Genomic DNA, 20,248 nt, shown 5'->3' with positions numbered 1-20,248 from the left:
CTACAACGAAACAAAAAAACTCGGCTCAAACTTATCGTTTGAACCGAGCCTATTTAATATTATTTAATTCATAAACTTCAAATATTGCAGAACATGTTTGAGCATTACAGCAGCTTCAGCACGTGTTGCTGCCTCTTGCGGAACAAACGTTGTTTCTGTTTTTCCTTTGATTAATCCTTTGCTCGCTGCTTCTGTTACTGCATGGGTAGCATAATCAGAGATTCGTTCCTGATCTGCAAATGGAGTACGTATTTGAGCTTCCGTCCCCTGATCACCTTGAACGAGATGAATAGCCTTCATGATCATAACGACCATTTGCTCTCTTGTAATCATTGCCTCAGGACTGAATTTACCCTCACCAACGCCTTGAACCAAGCCTAACTTAGCTGCTGTGTTCACGTCCTGTGCATACCACGCCGTAGCACTAACATCTGCAAATACATTCGATAATGAATCCGTCGTTAACCCTAGTCCTCTTACCAAGAGTGCCGCAAATTGAGCGCGTGTGACCTGGCCTGCTGGAGCGAACGTCCGATCCGTCATGCCGTTAATGATCAGTTTAGAGGCTAAGGTCTCCACATCCTTTTGCGCCCAATGTCCAATCATATCCTCGAAGGTTTTCTTGTTCTGGACGATTGCGTATAAGCCATTTGCTTGACCGAAAATCGAGATTTCAGTTTTGCCGTTCTTCACATTAAACACCGATGGCACGAAGCGCATTTGACCTGTGATCGGATCGAATATAACAGCGGTCGCCGACGATGGATCTTGAATAACGCCATCCATATTTATGACACGTGTTATAAACGTATTTCCGAGACGTGGAAGCTCTACTTCTTTGTCATTTGATTTAAGAATGACTTTAAATGCGATAATGTCGCTTACCCGCTTCATTCCTTTTTCTATTATGGATTGTTCAAACTTCTGTTCAAGCTGTGAAGTCATATTATCCATTCGAATGATTAAGGTTGAACCCGAAACTTTACCTGCTTTCTCTAGTTCTTCACGATTCAGAATGGAAAGCGGAAGTTCATAACTGCCTAAATGACTACTAAGTGTAATGATTGTTTCCTTATTCGCTTTCAAGCTGTTGTACAAGACATCCAGTGGAAGATGCACTGTATTCCATGCATTCACTCCTGGAATCTCGATATTGAGATTAGGGTTTTCTGTAGTTTTGTTAAGTGCTTCTAATTTCTTCGCTAAAGCTTCCTTATCAATATTAATGGTCAGGCTTGTTGTTCCGTTCTGTACAGTTTCACTTTGCAGTTCTTTACCCGTTGGCACATAACGATGTGGATCTTCTTTTGTAGTAGGGGTCGTTGGTGTAGGTGTAGGACTCGTTGGTGTCGTTGGGTTGCCTGGATTTGTACCTGGATTATTTGTTCCTGGGTCTGGAGTAGGCTCTGGACTATCATTTTGCCCACTGATCGTAATCTCTTTTATCCCGTAAACTGATGGATTTTCAACGGAAGTCGCCACTACTCTCACAACACCGTTCTTCACAGCCTTCAATAAACCACTCGAATTAATAATTGCTTGATCCGTTGGTGTTACTCCATCCGCTCCAAAAACTGTCCAAATAACAGACTTGTTCGTAGCATTTTCAGGAAATACGTTAGCCCCAAATTGGAGGGTTCCGTTCTTAGTGGTAATCGTTGAAACATCTCCTGAACTTGTAATGTTAATCTTTTCAACATCCACAGGATCAGTGCCCGGATCGATAATGTCCGATTGACCACTTATGGTAATAGACAACTCACCTTGAACATTAGAACCATCCGTTGCTGTGGCTACCACCTTCACGGTTCCATCTTTCACCGCCGTCAGCAGTCCAGATAGATTAATGGTTGCTAAATCCGTTGCAGATACGCTATCCGCTCCATATACAGCCCATGTTACCGACTTATTCGTAGCATTAGCAGGCAGCACGGTAGCACCAAGTTGAAGGCTTCCGCTCTTAGTGGTAATCGTTGACACATCTCCTGAACTTGAAATGTTAATCTTTTCAACATTCACAGGATCAGTGCCCGGATCGATAATGTCCGATTGACCACTTATGGTAATAGCTAACTCACCTTGAACATTAGAACCATCCGTTGCTGTGGCTACCACCTTCACGGTTCCATCTTTCACCGCCGTCATCAAACCGGATAGTTCAATGTTCGCTTTGTCCGTTACTGTTATGCCATCTACTTCATACACAGCCCATGTTACAGACTTATTAGCATGGGTAGGTAGCACGGCAGCGCCTAATTGAAGAGTTCCTTTCTTCGTCGTAATCACCGATGATTCACTTGTGATCGTGATCGATTGAACCTTAACATGATTTTTGATACTCTCCTCCATCCCTTGCAATGCAGCATTTAAATCCTTCACCGCCTGCTGTAATTGCTGTTGCGTAACAGAGATGCTATCGCGTACATCCTTCGCTTGATCAATGGCTTTTTGTAAAGTTAGTTTCGAACCTTCTGGATACTGACCCTCTTCATTCCCTTCTATTGCACTGTCGTGCTTGCTTTGCACACTTGTGATAAGCGCTTGAAGGGCTTGATAGTCCTCATCCATCTCATTCTTCATGATGTTAATCTCTGCCGCTGAAGCTAAACCACCATGACCTGCGATGGCAGTAAGTTTCAGATATCTGCTTGCGACCGGAGCGAATTCTACGATTTTCTCAGTGCTGTCATCATCCCAGCTTCCGCCTGTAACTGGTGTGAAGTTCTCACCGTCCAAGCTTGTTAATATCTCGTAAGAAGTAATATTTCCGTTCTGTGCCCCATTTTGCCTAGGCAAATATTTTAGTTTCGAAATGACATGCGAATTACCAAGATTAAGCGTGATGGATTGTGGGAGCGGATTAGACAAATCCCACTTCGTATGCCAGAGTGTCGACGGATTACCATCAATGGCTTGCGAAGCATCATTATTTTCTCCGCTTGTCTCTTCACTCGTTGCCGTAGCAGTCATTTGCGACTGTGGGATCAACGACGTGTCAACCGGAACCGCGCCATATACGTCAAATTCCCAAAAGCTTGCCCATCCATCAGACATATCCGTCACTTGGATTCGTACATACCTTGCGCGAGTATTGAAATAGTCGAACTGCACTTGATGTGAGCTTGTCTTTTGCGTTATTGCCGCCCAATTCTCATCATCGTCTGAAACCTCAATTTGATATTCGTAATTCTTATTGTGCATTTCCCACTTCACCCGGGTACCCGATAAATCGTAAATCGCCCCAAGGTCAACCTTGTACCAGTGTCCCGTGTTTCCGTCGTCTGCGCTCCAACGACTCGATTCATTTCCATCGTTACCGGCCTCAGCAGGGTTGTTCCACTGTGAACTATCTGCGGTTACGGGTTTATTAAGCGCTATGTTGTGAGGGGCGCTGTAGACTTGAATTTCTTTGAACCCTGGCTTCTGCGTACCACTACCTCCAGCAAGTGAATCCACAGTTACTCGGACGTACCTGACCCCCGCTGCAGTATAATTATCTGGATTCATATCTTGACCCGAAGCCGTACGGCCCGCCACTTGCGACCATTCTTTACCATTAGAGGAAACTTCGATTCTGTAGGTATAATGCATGTTGTCTCTTCCCCAAAGGATTTTGCTGCCTACCAAATTGTAAGAAGCACCCAAATCCACCTGCCACCATGCAGGCGCACTACTGTTAGCCTCCCACCACGAGGCGTTGATGCCATCATTCGCCTTGGACGGTTCATTACCGTTTGCCGAGCCGCTTGCGCTGACGGACTTATTTAACGCGACATTTACCAATTCCGGATGCTGCGTTGCCTCGTTTTGAAACGGCGCTACTCCAAACACTTTCAACTCGTTGAAACTGGCTTGACCCGTTTGTGCCCCCGTTATCATAATGCGTACATACCGTGCATTAGCAGACAGCTTATCCCTTTGATGCGACGTTGCTGTCTTATTTTGGGTGTTGTCCAAAATCGTCGTCCAATTTCCTTGATCTTCAGATACCTCGATTTTGTACTGATTATAGGAATTTCCACTTCCCCAGACAATTTCCGAGCCCGTGATATTAAAGACGCTGCCCAAATCGACCTCCCACCATTGTCCTGGATCGCTGCTTGCAGCTATCCATGCGGTCGTCTCGTTCCCATCATTACCATTCGAGCCTGGATTTTCAGTTTGCTCACTGCTTGTTGTTATGCTTTTGTTTAAAGCGACATTCTCACCTTCAAACCAATGTTCCCCTCCGTCACTTCCACCTGGCACGAACACGCTTTGACTTGCCTCGCTAGTGATTTCAGCAATTCCAGCGACTAAACCATTCGCTCTCGCCGTCAGCTTTAAGGTGCCAGGCGTACGAGAAGATTGCACGAACGCGGCGGCTATGCCTCCTTCCACTGCAACTGGGTTTGCAAAAGTTCGCGTTACACCATTGCCAACTAGCCCTCCCGGGCCGCTCAAGTTTAAGGAGACAGAAACGGAATTCGTCGGAACAATGTTATTGTCTGCGTCACGTACTGTAATGTAAGCCATTACCAGGTCCGAACCATCCGCAACGAGCCCCTTCCCTTTCGTATCGTACTCTACATTCAGATGATGTGGCTGTCCCGGCGTATTCACGGTGTGTGATGCCACAACCACCCCGCCAATTAGACCATCTGCCCGTAACGATCCAGCCGCCCAAGGTACATTATTAAATGTAAATGTCGGGTGGGCTACATGCTTAAGCCCGCTATCGGGATTTTGGGTATCAATGAGTTTATTGTTCAAATAAAGCTTAATTTGCTCCGTATTGCTCGCCACTGTGACGTTTCTTGATGAAGATGGTGTCCAATAATTGGCTATAAAGACCATCGGTCCAGAGTCGACGCCGCTTAGCTTCAAGCCAGGATTACGCTGGCTTTGGAGGAAATAGTAATTAAATTTCGGATACCGGTCCAGATCCACCAGACCTGCATAGGCCGGGTCGGTATCCATGCCGCGGTTGTTGTCGCTAAAGCTCCAGACAGCATGTCCAGCTATACGTGGATTGGCATTGAGTCCCGCCCAGTCGTAATGACCTTCACCATTAAGACCTTTTTGACGCAAGATGAGGGAGTTGAGCATGTCGGTTTCGCCTAATTTGCGGACTGATCGATACCCCGTGAGGCTTGTCGCGGCTTCCGACCAATCGTCTCCCCATTCCCTTGTAAAAAGCGGCTTTAACGCCGTATCCGCTTCTCTGTAGTTCACATCATAAACTTCTTTTCCAAAAAATCCGTAATCCGCAGACGTATACGTCTGATCTCCCGGATATTCTTCATGAGTAGCCTTATGCGCGTTTTGTGCATACTCCAGCGAGTAGTCCGTTTCATTCAAGCTGGATTCCCACATAATGATGCTCGGATGATTTCGGTCTCTACGTACCATATCTCGGATGGCTTGATAGGAACGCTCCTCAAAGACAGAATCTCCGAAGAATTGCCACCCCGGTGTCGGGGAGATTACGGTCAATCCAAGTTCATCCGCCGCATCTAAGAAAGATGGATCCTGCGGATAATGACCCGTGCGTACGTTATTGAAACCACCTTCTCGAAGCTGCTTAGCGTCTCGGTACTGTCCTGAGTTAGGCATCGCGTTACCGACATACAGATACTCTTGGTGCCGATTCGCGCCATATAACATTAGTTTCTCTCCATTGATGAGAAATCCTTGATCAGGAGTAAATTGAATCCGCCGGATCCCGATTCGGGTCTTGTAACTATCCACAAAAGTGATCCCATCATTCACTGAAGTATACACTGTGTACAAATTAGGATGGTCAGGATGCCAAAGCTTCGGATTACTAATCTTCGTCGATTGGACAAATGTATGGTCGCTACCCGCCCCTATATTTTGAGCATCGCTCACCATAGTGGCGACCACTTGATTGTTGCTGTCGACGATCGTGGTTTTAACGCTTGTGTTCTTAGCGCTCGCGTTTTCATTGATGATATTTGTCTTCACCTGCACCGTCGCTTCGTCTTTACTTACCTGTGGGTAGGTAACAAAAATGCCGCCGTCTGCCACCTTATTTGCGTATATAGCATCGGTGACGTGCAAGTTATCCATGACATGCAGCTTAACGTCTCGATAAAGTCCGCCAAAATATGCAAAGTCCAAACCGCTTTGCGGCTTTCCTGGCGGGGTTTGCGGATCATCCCTGTTATCAAGCTTTACTGTGATGACATTCGTTGCATCACCTAATTGAACATACTTTGTAATATCGAATGTAAAAGGAGTATATCCGCCGTGATGAATGCCAAGATACGTGCCGTTAATCCACACTTCTGCGTTGGTCATCGCCCCTTCGAATTCGATAAACAGTTTCTTGCCACTGTAAGAATTATCAAGCGAGAAATGTCTTCGATACGATGCAAAGCCTTGATAGCTTTGATTGATGCCCCCGTTGACTTTCGGTTCTAGACGTACGCTATGAGGTAAATTAACACCCTCCCAGCCGCTATCATCGAATGTTAATTCTTGGGCTCCGCTTACATCCTCACGTTTGAATAACCAGCCTGTATTGAAATTCAATTCCTCTCGATTCGTTGGATCATTAGTTGGATTCTGATCCTCTTGCCCTGTGATGATAATGACTTTTTCATCGGTAAGCGAAGAATCGTCCGTTACTGTAGCAACGACTTTCACGCTTCCATCCTTCACAGCTGTTAGCTTGCCAGATTGATCGATAAGCACTTTATCTGTTGCAGTACCATCAACTTCATAGACAGCCCATGTTATTGGCTGATCAACCGGAAGCACGACTGCTTCTAACGAAAGACTTCCACCCTTTACGTTGATACGATTAGATTCGGTTGTGATCTTGATCGATTTGCCATTCGGATCAGTGATTATAAGCGATTCGAAGGTTTGTAGCGCAGCATTCAAAGAATTTAAAGTCTTCTGTAACTGCTCCGGTGTAATCGAACTGCTGTTAACTGCCTTTTTCGCTTCATTTATGGCTGTCTGTAACGTTTGTTTTGAACCAACCGGGTATTGCCCCTTGCCGATGCCTTCAACAGCGCTATCATGCTTGCCTTGCACATTCGTTATAAGTTTAGCAAGCTCCTGATACTGTACGTCACTAGCATCTTTGCTTACATAGAGTTCCGCAGCTGAAGCTAAATTGCCATAGCCTGCAGTAGCAGTAAGCTTCAGATATCTACTTGTTACCGGAGTGAATTGTGCTGTTTTTTTATTGCTGTCATCACTCCAATCTCCGCTTGCAAACCGTGTAAATGATGTTCCGTCCAAACTTGTCGATAATTCATAAGAAGTAATGTTGCCGTTTTGTGAACCATCCTGCCTTGGCAAATACTTTAGTTTTGATATCATTCTCGGTTTCCCAAGATCTAGAGTAATCGACTGTGGTAATTCCGCTATAGGATCCCATTCTGTATGCCAGATCGTCGAAGGGTCTCCGTCAATGGCATTATCCGCTTCGTTTCCGATGTAATGACTGGTTGATTTCACAGCCATTTCACTTTGCGGAATCTCATTTGCGTCCGAGCCAGCAGGTGTATAGTCATTTGTTCGTGTAATGTCAAATCCTTGACTTTCCTCAACGGAGTCCGTGCCCACGATCATGCGATTGAAGTTGATCTTTTTGTCAACATCGCTTTCTTTAACACTATTCCCCGTAACAGTAACGTCTTTAGATGCATCATATGAAAGCTCAAAACCACCTTGATTCGCAGTATTGTTCGTAAAAGTTAACCCATCTACACTCTTTGCATAAATCTCAGAATTGCCGCCCACCTTGTTAAACTGGTTGCCGTCAATCACAATATGACTATGCACGGTCTTATCTGGATTCGTCAGGGAAGAATTCGGATCAATACTAATCACCGCGTTCCCGTTATTATTAAACGTATTGTTACGGATCAAGACGTCCTTCACCATTCCGGATTCGTACCAGCTACTAGCATCATGAGCGATCAAGATCGCGCTCATCTGCATGCCATTAAACGTATTGTTCTCGATGCGAACAACGCCGCGCGTTGTCACGAGGAGGCCTCTAGTCGGTATCGATTCAAACGTTGAATTCTTAACGGTAACATTCGGTGTCCATGTGGCATTTTCAACCACATACTCATTCGGAGTTATCGAAGATGGTACCGGTTTATCTAGTGTAAGAACAATTTGAGTATCATCTACACGTGTCACATCGGTGACCACTGCACTTTCCTTCGAAAGTAAAGTCGACTTGTTGATATAGTCGATCGTATCTCCGACGGCAAATGCATCAAAGCCCCAGCTCTCAGGATGCATAAATTGTACTTTCACCTGATGGGATGATATTACTTGCACAATTTGCAGATGAGTGCCGTGAATGTTAATCGCATCATCGTGAGCTCCGGAAAAATAAGAGTTTAACACCCGAATCTCACCCTTGCCTCCAGAAACTTGCAAGAAGTCTGCCATTGATGCGTTCGTCCGTCCACTGCCTGTCTTAGGTGCAAAGTTCAAGTTATCGAGCGATACATTTTCACTATATTGGCTGATAATTCCAAGCCCAGGTGCAGCATAAAAGTTAACATCTGACCACGCAATATTCTTGCTTCGATAGATCAACGCACCTTGTTCTCTTCTTGTTGTATCCCGAAACTGAAACGTGTTTCCTACCGACAAATCTGGGCTCTTAGGGAAGTTGAATTGCACCTCACGTTTACCGAGATCCTTCGTGCTTGTTGTGCCGTCTAGAGGATTGGCCACTCTCCATGTCTGTTTCGTAGCTGGGTTATACTCTTGCACAGCGCGTACATTTTGTGTTCCGTTCTCTGTCCAGTTCTCCTCACCGAACCATACTAATTGATTATTCTGAATAGAGTACCATGAATCCGGATGTATACTCGCTTTCATGTAGTTGTTGCCTACTTCAGTAACAGTCATCTCCGATACGACAGGACGGTTGAAATCGATGTTAATTCCGTTCACTTTAATATTTGTTGCATGGTCGAATACGATAGGTGTCATCACACCATGGAATAACAAGGTCGAACCGTTCCCTCGAATGGTAAGATCATCGATATCCTTGAATATAAGACCTACCTTACGAGCGCTACTAGGTGTCTGTTCTTTTGTGGTTGTATTTGAAATGAAATATTGCACTTGATTTGCGGTTGATGCTTTAAAATGATACGTTTCTGTAGGAAAGTCTAGGATGACAGGCTTCTGCGCCGCTTTGGCAGCCTCGATTGCCGCTTTTACTGCATCACCTGCGTCTTCACCTTTATAATTCAGGGTGATTACGCTATGATTAACTCCGTTAATTGTTTCTATAGTCTGTATATAATAATCTTCGGCTTTGTCCACGCTCTTAACTACACGAGACTGAATATCCGCTCGATCAACTGAAATATATGTGTTGTTCGAATTGTCATTCTTTTGATCTGTCACCCGAATTTTGAGTACATGCTCCTGATTCAACATCTCAGAGCTTTCAAAGAGCAGTTGTTGATCTAAACGTGAAGAGGCGTAAGTATCAACCAATTGTTCAGGACCATCATCGATAGAGAATGCAACGATACCCTGATTATTGTCTTTAGCTCCATACAATTGCACTTTTGAGCCTGAAAACCGTAAGAGCGCGTATGAACTCGCCTTGTTAGAATAATGGTTATCACGACTGAAAGCCCCAGATTCCGAAGAACTATAATCCCAACCCGCACCGTATACAAACTGGTCACTTCCTGACCCGGTTACATTGTCATTCACGGTTCTATCTAACGAGAATGCAAACTTCTGGTTACTGCCCGTACCAGCTTTGTTTTGTACGAATTGTTCACCACTTGAAACACTGTTGTCAGGTATTTCAATCACTTTTCCGCTAGCCCGATTTTTCAATTGATAATAGCCATCACCTGCATCTACGACTGACCATTCATCATTGTAGGTAGCATCATCGGTATACGTGGCTTGAATGATTCCTGCACCGTCCGCTGTTGACGCATTCTCTACAGTAAGTGCTTTTGAACTGCTCATTGAGGTAATTTTGTAATAACCCGGGTTTGTCTTCATAAACATCCATTGTTGATTCTGACCCGAACTTTCGGACCACTGGATGATAGCAGCGCCATCTGATTTGGAATCCTCGTTCACGTCCATACGAAGATTACTGTGTTGAACCGTAAGGTTGAACTTTTGTTGATCAAACGGATCACTTGCAGGATCAATTTCCAATAATTGCTCATCTGAATCTGTTATTGAAGATTGGATCAACTGCTTCCTTGTCTCTGTGCTGTTGGTTGATGCTGTAAGAGCTTTACCACTTCCGCGATTAACCAACTGATAATAACCGCTCCCTTTATCAACGAGACGCCACTCATCATTATAAGTAGTGTCTGAAGTATAGGTTTGCTGTACGAGTTTGGCACCATCAGACATTGATTCATTTAGCACAGCAATCACTTTACTGCTCAAGCTATTTGTGATTTTGTAGTATCCATCACTTACGCTTTCTGCATACCACTGCTGACTCTGTGATAACGATCCTGCTGTCATTTGAACAACCGCTGCTTGTTCTTGCTCCGATGCCCCTTCAATATCTAGCAAATAACCACTATTTTTCATTGTCATTGTCAACAATTGTCCATCTTGTAAAGGAATTGAGCCAATCGTGTAAACGTCTCCAACTTGAGTGTCGAAAGAAATCTGATTGTTATTGTCTACGGAATACTTTACACTTTGTCCCGCTTGATTCATGACAGTTGCTCCAGCTATGCTTGGATAAGAAACAACCGCACGATTGCCTTTATTAGATTTGACACTGATGCTTGTAGCTCTAGCATTGTTCCAATTCACACTGACCTCAAATCCCCCGCGGGCAACAAAGCCCGAATAACTTCCTTTCGGCCATGAAGCAGGGAGCGCTGGCAAAACATCAATATTGTCCAAATGACTTTGTAGCAGCATTTCAGACATGCCGGACGTAGCTCCGAAGTTGCCATCGATTTGGAATGGTGGATGCGTATCGAATAAGTTGTTTAATGTACTTCCAGTAAGCTGACCCTCTAGAATCGTATGTGCATGTGTGCCATCTTGCGCACGAGCCCACATGTTAATTTTGTTAGCTTTGCTCCACCCGGTACCCTCGTCTCCGCGATGCTGCAATGACACTCTGGCAGCTTCCATAAGCTCAGGTGTATTTTTGTTAATTTGCTTGCCTGGATATAAAGCAACTAGTTGGGACAAATGGCGATGCTTGTTATTCGGATCGTCGATGTCCTCTTTCCATTCTTGAATTTGACCGTACTTTCCTATTTTGATTGGAGACACCTGATTTAATTTACTTTGTACTTCCTCACGAAAATCGGAATCGACAGCTAATGTTGTACTTGCCTCCAAGTAGTTAGTAAATAAGTCTTGTACAAGCTGCTGGTCATAGGCACATCCTGTACTGATCGTACCTTGCTCTGGTGAGTAACAAGGTGTGGATACCAATGTCCCATCCGTATCTTCTACTAAATACTGGGTCCAAAATCGCGTCGTTTCCTTCAATATTGGATAAACACGTGACTTTAGTAGATCGATATCTCCGGAAAATTTATAACTCTCCCAAATGTTATTCGAGATAAAAGCATTGGATGCTGGTGACCAGCCCCAATCAAAATTCCAACCCGGCGCAGTATATCCGAACGGATTGTTTGCCACTCCAATCGACCACGCATTAGTAATGCCATAATATTTTTCGGAAGAAATACGCCCAGGAGTACGCAGCGAATCTATGTAATCGATCAGTGGTGTCATTGTCTCCGAGAGATTCGTTACCATCGCTGGCCAATAGTTCATTTGAATATTGATATTAAAATGATGATCGCTGCTCCAAGGCGCTCTATTAGAATTATTCCACACGCCCTGTAAGTTGGCCGGTAGTGAACCGGGACGAGAAGATGAAATCAACAAATATCGGCCATATTGATAAAATAAAACCTCAAGCGCTTTACTTTTCGTTCCTGCATAGGTGGCTAAGAGCTCGTCTGTCGGAATCGTAGGCTTGGACTCGCCCAAATCTAATTTCACACGATCAAATAATGACTTATAATCTTTCATATGATTCTCAAGTAATGTTTCGTAAGATTTACTCTCAGCGGCATCCAATATCGCCACTTCCTCATTATACGGATCAGTGCCTCTATAATTAGGATAGCTGTTGGCATAGTTGGTGCCTAATGATGTAAGGATGGTTAATGAATCTACATTCGCTGCATGGATCTTTCCGTTACCTGATGTTATATTTCCACCTTGATTTAGGACGCGGAAGTTACCTTCATATAGCATATTGTTGTCTAGTACATTACCCCTAATATTAATGTTGTTGCCATTCGCCGTGACGGTCCCTCCCTGAGCACTTGTCGGGCGTACATCTAAGGACAGCTTACCCGGCTGATTGGCTGTCAGGCGAGTAACCATTACTTTATCTGGATAACTGACAAAGTATTCACGTGTATACTCTACTCCATCCAGCGTGTATTTAACTCGAGATATCGCGTCTTCAAGATCAAGCTCCCGGCGATAATTCTCTACATTGGTTGTTGAGGACTTCTCAAAGTCCAGGTACAAGTCACCAAAGGTTAGATAACTTCCTAAGCCTTCATTCAAGCCTGTAAGATTCTCATCCGCTTCTTTGTGAGCACCATCGATATCCCCTGCGCGGAGTTTAGCTCGGACTCTCTCTAAATGATCTGCACTACCCTCGCGATTACCGAATGTATACGGGTTAGAAGTTGTTGGTTCATCCGTGGAAGGCCAAGTATATACAAAAGAAGAACCTGGACCACCGGACCACAACGTTTTTTCATTTAACTGAATGCGTTCTTGCTCGATGCCACCGAAGATCATCCCTCCCATAAGGCCATTGCCAATTGGAAGCGCATCAGTTTCCCAATTTATCGCCGGTTGTCGGTACCATAGGGACAATTTATGTTTCGGTGCATCGGACAATCCGGTGATAACGCTTACAGGATTCGCTTTAGCTATGGGGATAGATAAAGGATGCTGAATAATTAGGCTCAATGATAAAGCGCTCACGATCAAATGTTTAGCTAAAGGTTTGATTTTAATCAAGATCATTCCCTCCTCCTTATATAACTAGTTGATAATTATTGTGCTCGGTTCACAGATCAGTGTGAACCGAGCACAATTTCTAACATTTATCTAGTTCATAAACTTCAAGTATTGCAAAACTTGTTTGATCATAACCGCTGCCTCAGCACGTGTGGCTGCATCTTGCGGAGCAAATGTTGTTTCTGTTTTGCCTTTGATTAACCCTTTGTTTGCTGCTTCTGTTACGGCTTGGGTAGCATAATCAGAGATACTTGCTTGATCGGCAAATGGAGTGCGCAATTGAGCTTCAGTTCTATGATCTCCTTGAACGAGCTGAACAGCGTTCATGATCATCACAACCATTTGCTCTCTCGTAATCCGTGAATCCGGACTAAATTTCCCTTCACCAATGCCTTGAACCAAACCAAGTTTCGCTGCTGTATTCACATCTTGTGCATACCACGCAGTTGTACTAACATCTGCAAACATATTCGTTAACGACTCCGTCGATAACCCCAGTCCTCTTACCAGTAGTGCCGCAAATTGAGCACGTGTAACTTGGCCTGCTGGTGCAAACGTCCGATCCGACATTCCGTTAATGATCAGTTTAGAGGCTAAGGTTTCAACATCCTTTTGTGCCCAATGTCCAATCATATCATCGAAGGTTTTCTTGTTCTGAACGATGGTGTATAGACCATTTTCATGTCCGAAGATCGAGACTTCAGTCTTGCCGTTCTTCACATTAAACACCGATGGTACGAACCGCATTTGTCCTGTAACCGGATCGAGCATAACAGCGGTCGCAGTCGATGGATCTTGAATAACGCCATCCATATTTATGACACGTGTCATAAACGGATTTCCGAAACGTTGAAGCTCTGCTTCTTTATCATTCGATTTAAGAATGACTTTGTACGCGATGATGTCGCTTACTCGTTTCATTCCTTTTTCTACTATGGATTGTTCAAACTTCTGCTCATGCTGTGAAGTCACATTATCCATTCGAATGATTAAGGTTGCACCCGCAACTTTAGCTGCTTTCTCAAGTTCTTCACGATTAAGATTGGCAAGTGGAAGTTCATAACTGCCTAAATGGCTTCTTAGTGTTATGATTGTTTCCTTATTTGCTTTCAGGCTGTTGTACAAGACATCCAATGGCAAATTGACTGCATTCCATGAATTCATTCCCGGAATCTCGATGTCAAGATTAGGGGTTCCTGTAGTTTTGTTAAGTGCTTCTAACTTCTTCGCTAAAGCTTCCTTATCAATGTTAATGGTCAGGCTTGTTGTTCCGTTCTGTGCAGTTTCATTTTGTAGTTCTTTACTAGTTGGCACATAACGATGTGGATCTTCTTTTGTAGGAGGGGTCGTTGGTGTAGGTGTAGGACTCGTTGATGTCGTTGGGTTGCCTGGATTTGTTCCTGGGCTTGGAGTAGGCTCTGGGCTGTCATTTTGACCGCTTATCATAATCTCTTTTATTCCGTAAACTGTGGTGTTATCAAAGGATGTTGCAACGACTTTCACAACGCCGTTCTTCGCAGCCGTTAACAACCCATTTGTATTGATGATTGCTTTATCCGCTATAGTTTTTCCATCTGCTTCATAGACCGCCCACGTAACGGTTTTGTTCGTAGCATTAGCCGGTTGGACTTCCGCTTGTAACTGCAGAGTTCCTTTCTTCACTTCAATGGACGACGAAACGCTCGTGATTGAGATAGACTGTACTTTAACATGTTGATTCTTTGAAGCCTCTAACACTTGAATTGCTGAATTCAAATCATTTGTTGCTTGATCTAACTCAGACTGTGTAGCTGAATCATTGTCAAGCACTTGCTGTGCCTCCATGATCGAATCCATCAGTTTCTGTTTCGAACCTATTGCATACTGACCAACAGCCGTTCCTTCCACGACTAAATCATGAATGGCTCGTGCATCTGCGATTCGTGCGGCAAGTTGTGCTCTATTAACATCATCGCTTACGATTACATTCGCAACAGCTGGGATCACTGTGCCGTCTACCGCTCCACTTACGCTAAAGACACCCGCTTCGGCATACTGTGAAGGATCAATTACGTCCCATACAACTGATTTATTTTGGGTTGTTCCATCGCTGTATACAGCCGTTACAACTGTTGGCAGTACAGGTGGAGTTCCAATCACCGTAGCTACATTGACTGGCATGATATTTGTAATCACTGGTGCAGCTACAGGCTCCCATTTCGCATAGAGAGTAATATCATTTGCCGGAACCGTATCAACAGTAAAATCCCATACTGTATTCAAGGCTGCGTCTTGATACCAATTCACAAATTTAAATCCATCACGAGTCGGTTCTGTAGGCGCAGTAATTTTCGTACCGACTTCAACCCCATACAAGGAAGAAATCGAACTTCCTCCATTACTATTGAAGTTAATAGTCGTACCGGTCTTGAATAGAGAAGTATCCCACTCATCATGCCAACTTACCGCAATTCTGCGATTCTCGTTATCGAGTTCAATCGGAAGCCAAACATATCTGGAATCACTCAAATTACTCGGGTACCAGCGATCGGCCATAAAGATAAATTTATTCGGTACCAGAACACCATTACCATCCCGATAAGGCAGTACAAACGTGCTTTGGCTCCTGAAGGTATTTCTATTGTCATTAACCATAGGATTGCCTTTATTTTCCCACGGTCCAAACATTCCCTCAGTGGAGACGCGGTATTGGGCTTCGTTAGGATCCCAACCGGACAAACCGGACGTAATCATATAATAGACTCCGTCTTGCTTAAAGATCGTTGGTGCTTCTCTCCAATCTTTAAACGCTCTCACATAGTGAGTTCCTTCTAAGGATTCACCCTTCTCATTCTGGGCTGGACCAGTATAATCATCGTTCAACATCATGATTATGGTCGTAGCATTTTCTTCGGAAGAAAAAATCAAGTAGGCTTTGTCATCCGTCGCTTCATTACCATCGTCATCGACATACAAGGTCATATCACGAAGCATTCCTTCATTGCCATGTTCATCACCTACATTTGGCAATCGGGATGAGCCGAGATATTTAAATGGTCCAGTCGGCGAATCACTGACAGCAACACCACCTTCGGCTGTCCAATATTCGCCAGCAATCGGTCCGTCTTGATGCCACCACAACACATAATTGTTGTTCTTCTTGTTGTAGACGACTTTAGGACGCTCGACAACTTTATCCCAGTTGAAATCTTTATACATCTTTTGCTTCTCTTCATTCGAATAATTCGCATACAGCGCATTTAGCTCAGCGATTCGAGCTGGTGAATTATGTTTACTGAGCGTATTGTTTGGTGCTTTCATGTTACCTGTATAATCTTCATCTTTACTTTTAATTTCTACTTTCCTATCCGGATCGTATGGAACCCCGCTATTCTTGTACGTTTCAGAATTTTCATCTAGATATAATGGCAGGTCATTTCCAGCCGACACTACAGCTTCGCCAAGTTGAGGGTTATTGAAGACAGGCAATACAATGCCTTCATTTTGCCATTTGTACAAATCTTTGGACGAATATGCGTGAACTCCAGTAGGAAGATAACCTTCCGTCTTGTCTTCACCGTACCAGTAATATGTCTTATTCTTCTCGTTGTACAGAATGCCTCCGCCATGTGCTTGAATCGGCACGCCTTCCGTATCCAACCATACTTCACCGCTCTTTATGGAGTTTCTGTTATTTACAGTCAAATAGAGATTGTATAAGTCATTTATCTGTCTGGTGTATTGCGAAATGCTTTCTTCGGTTAAATCACTAAGATCACCGATCGTTGTAATTTGCTTTTCTATCGCAGCTTCCACTTTTGGACTAATGTCTGACAACGTACGCAATTGATCGATTGCTGATTGTAGTTTACTAGTATCAAAAGTCGCTGTTTGTTTCTGACTAACTGCAATTTCTGCAGCGCTGAGTGTGTTACCGTCACCGCCAGTAGTTATAGCCTGAATCGCGATATACCGAGCTTCAACGGATTTGAACGTTGCGGATTGAACACTCGTGCTATAGTCATCAAAAGAGCCATTTGCTGCAAATTTGAAATTCTTGTCCAAATAAGCTTGCGTACCGACAGCGTCAGCAGGTAAATCCTTCAGATTCACATCGCTGTAATAGATTTTGAATTGTTTGATGCGACCGTTTGCCTTGTCTTGTCTTGGTGTAACAAGCACCTTACCAACGTCACGCATGCTCTCACCCAGATCTACAACGATATAATCGCCAGATTTATACTTCACTCCATTCTTGTCCCAGTTCGATTCGAAGTAGGTAGATATGTCGTTATCCACCATTAGATTGGCTGGATTCGCGTAATAAGCTTCTGGTGTATAGAAAAGGCTCATTCCCTTAATATTTGGATCACTGTTTTGAATATTGGATATTTCAGTTAAGATACGGCTGGCAAATTTCGCGATCTCTTCTTGTGTCGCTGTTGCGCTATTTAGCAGAGTACTAGCTCGACTAAGGATCGCGTCCAGATTCTTGAAGTAAGACTCATCTTTCCCAGAATCTGTTTTGAACTTCTCTGCAGCTTGAATTGCGCTGTCTAAGCTGGAGAAATCCACTTTATATCCCTGCTTGTTAAAAATATTGATCTCTGCAGCAGATGCATATTGCTTACCTGCATCGCTTCTCGATTCAAGTGCAGTAAATCTAACATATTTAGCACCCTGCGCATTAAAGGTTGCTGTTTTCTCTGTCTTATCGGCATTCCAAGTTCCTTCTGCAACTACTTTGGTGAATTTATCACCATCGTCACTTACAGAAACTTCGAACTTAGTGACTACACCATTCCAGTCTACATCCTGTCGTGGCAAATATTGAAGTTTATAGATACCGTTATATGCTTTACCGAGATTATAAGTAATGGAATGCGGAAGTGTTGAATAATCGTTGTTATATGCAGTATGCCATTTGGTCCAAAGATCGCCATCAATAGTCTTCTCCGGTCCATCCTCAGATGCGGAATTGTCAGACGTTGCCGTCATCTGGCTTTGTGGGATAAGTCCTTGGCCTAAAACGCTATATTCGACGTTCAGTTTGTAAAGGATTTGTGTGATCTCTTCCTGTGTTGCTAAAGTGTTCTTTTGAACAACTTTGGCTTCAACCACCAACTTTTGCAAATCCGATACATTTACATTTGCGTTATTAGCTGAGATATAGTCTTCTGCTCTAGAAATTGCATTAGCGAGTGAAGTCGTATCCACTGTGAAATTGGACTTTCTCATAATATTTATCTCTGCAGCCGATGCGTACTGTGCTCCAGACCCATTACTTTCATCTACGTTTAACCTTACAAACTTCGCTTTCTGCGTAGAAAACGTTGCAGTTTTTTCGGATTTATCGTTCTTCCAGGTTCCTTTCGCAACCGGTGTGAAGTTATCGCCATCCGAACTCACTTCGATGGTAAACTTCGTTACAATACCGTTCTCATCTTTATCTTGCCGAGGCATATAACTCAGCTTGTTGACATCATATTCGGCTCCAAGATCATAGGTTATCGAATGCGGTCCCGCATTATAAGGGTCCCATGAAGTGTGCCAATTTGTCCAAGCATCTCCATCCAATGTTCTCTCAGCTTCTTCACCAGACTGAGCGCTACTTGCTGTTGCCGTCATATCACTCTGAGGAATTAGAGAGTCGCTTGTATAGGTAGCGCCATCAATTACGAAGGTTGTGATGGATTTTGCTCCAACAGTCGTTTGCAACATATTATCCAGAACAGGAACTTTAGTCTTCTGTACGACATTCTCTGTCGCGGAAGAAACATAAGGCGTTGCATCTCCAGAGATCGTATCGAACTGTGACAAGTCTAAAGAAATATTTTGACTGGTTACGTTAGGATTTCTATATACAACATGAATTTTGTTAGTTGAAGGATCATAAGCGGCCAACGTGTTATCGTCTGTATCCTCTATGAAACGTGCACCCTGCGGAATAAATTTACTAAATTGCTGCATGGCATAATACTTCTTCGTATACCACCATTCTTGCGTGTCGAAATCTGCATGAAGGAGACCCCAGTTCATGTTCTCCTTATCCTTCTGCATATTCTTCTCGCTTTCAAACGCTTGCCAAGTGATCCACGCCGTAGGTTCTAGCCAAGTAATGTCCGTCATAATTCTTTCTGCCAATGCTAGTGCTGGTTCGAAATCATCATGGTCGTGGGCAACCCCAGAAGGACCTAAATCCACTTCAGACATCCACAACGTTTTGTCTGCAGCTTTGGCGGCATCTCTGATCTCAGCTCGCTTTGAACCACCGTAGGAGTGGGCATTCATTTTACCAACATTAGCTTTAGTTGTCTCATCATAAGAGTTCCAGTTACTTACAAAGGTGTCCAGAATAGATTCATCCATGGCAGCTATTTGTACAGATTGTAGATTTGCTGCATCCAATTTAGCACGTGTTGTATTTATGATCTTCATTTGAGAACCAACATCCCAGTGGGAACCCTCTTGTCCCCCACCGAATCCCCAGTAACTCGTACTAGGTTCATTCACTGGTGATAGATAATTGAAGTCAATATTCCAGTCATCTTTGAAATGCTTAACCACTTCTGTCAAATAATTAGCAAAGTTCTCGTACTCATCCGGCTTCAAGTTGTCTTTCCCCGAATCCCAGTGACCAGTCGTACTTCCGCTTTCCGTCATATAATACGGAGCAGAGTTGGAGAACGCTTCCAGAATGTTGGCACCTCGTTCTTTAGCCGCCTGCAGCCACCAACGCTGATTAGCATCTTGCGCCCAATCAAATACTCCAGGTGATGGCGAGAATCCGGGTACTTCCCCTCCTTGGCGCATCGTATTGTAAGCAGGATTCTCTCCGCCGCCTATATTATATCTAGCAATATTAAAATTCAATCCGTCTGGAGAATATAGTGCATCAGCCATTGCATTTTTGACTTTATCGTTCCAACCACCAGTGATATTACCGAACCAGGCAAGTGAGGTTCCCCATCCCTCCCAAGATTGCTTCATATGGTTTGGATCTAATTTAATCGTAGTATTCGCTGCATCTACCTTCTGACCTGTTAAACCCATAAACATAGGTGCGACTAAAGAAATAGAAAGAAAAGACATGGTCAACCTTCGTTTAACTGTAGTAATCATCCAGATTACCCCCTTCTCATAAAAATAATCATAGAACCCACTTCTTTACTATCTTCCGATCAACATTGCAAACTATTTT

General features: G+C 43.8%; 2 protein-coding genes. Both read right to left on the bottom strand.

What is annotated here, in order from left to right:
- Window positions 1-63: 63 nt before the first annotated feature.
- Window positions 64-13,068 carry a glycosyl hydrolase family 95 catalytic domain-containing protein gene (locus PAENI_RS05505; RefSeq protein ID WP_188114482.1) on the bottom strand — a complete coding sequence of 4,335 codons (13,005 nt, stop codon included), beginning with the start codon at window positions 13,066-13,068 and terminating at the stop codon, window positions 64-66.
- Between the two features lie 90 nt (window positions 13,069-13,158).
- Window positions 13,159-20,169, bottom strand: coding sequence for a discoidin domain-containing protein (locus PAENI_RS05500; protein WP_149644526.1), 7,011 nt, complete (start codon window positions 20,167-20,169; stop codon window positions 13,159-13,161).
- Between the last annotated feature and the right edge of the window lie 79 nt (window positions 20,170-20,248).

The sequence above is a fragment of the Paenibacillus sp. B2(2019) genome (assembly GCF_008370385.1).
Taxonomy (GTDB): domain Bacteria; phylum Bacillota; class Bacilli; order Paenibacillales; family Paenibacillaceae; genus Paenibacillus_AQ.
Note: the sequence above shows the minus strand (reverse complement) of the source record. Positions and strands in the feature narration are given on the sequence as shown.

Bases quoted from the DNA above. Each gene is read 5' to 3' on its own strand.
- PAENI_RS05500 (WP_149644526.1), bottom strand. From the start codon at position 20,169: ATGATTACTACAGTTAAACGAAGGTTGACCATGTCTTTTCTTTCTATT.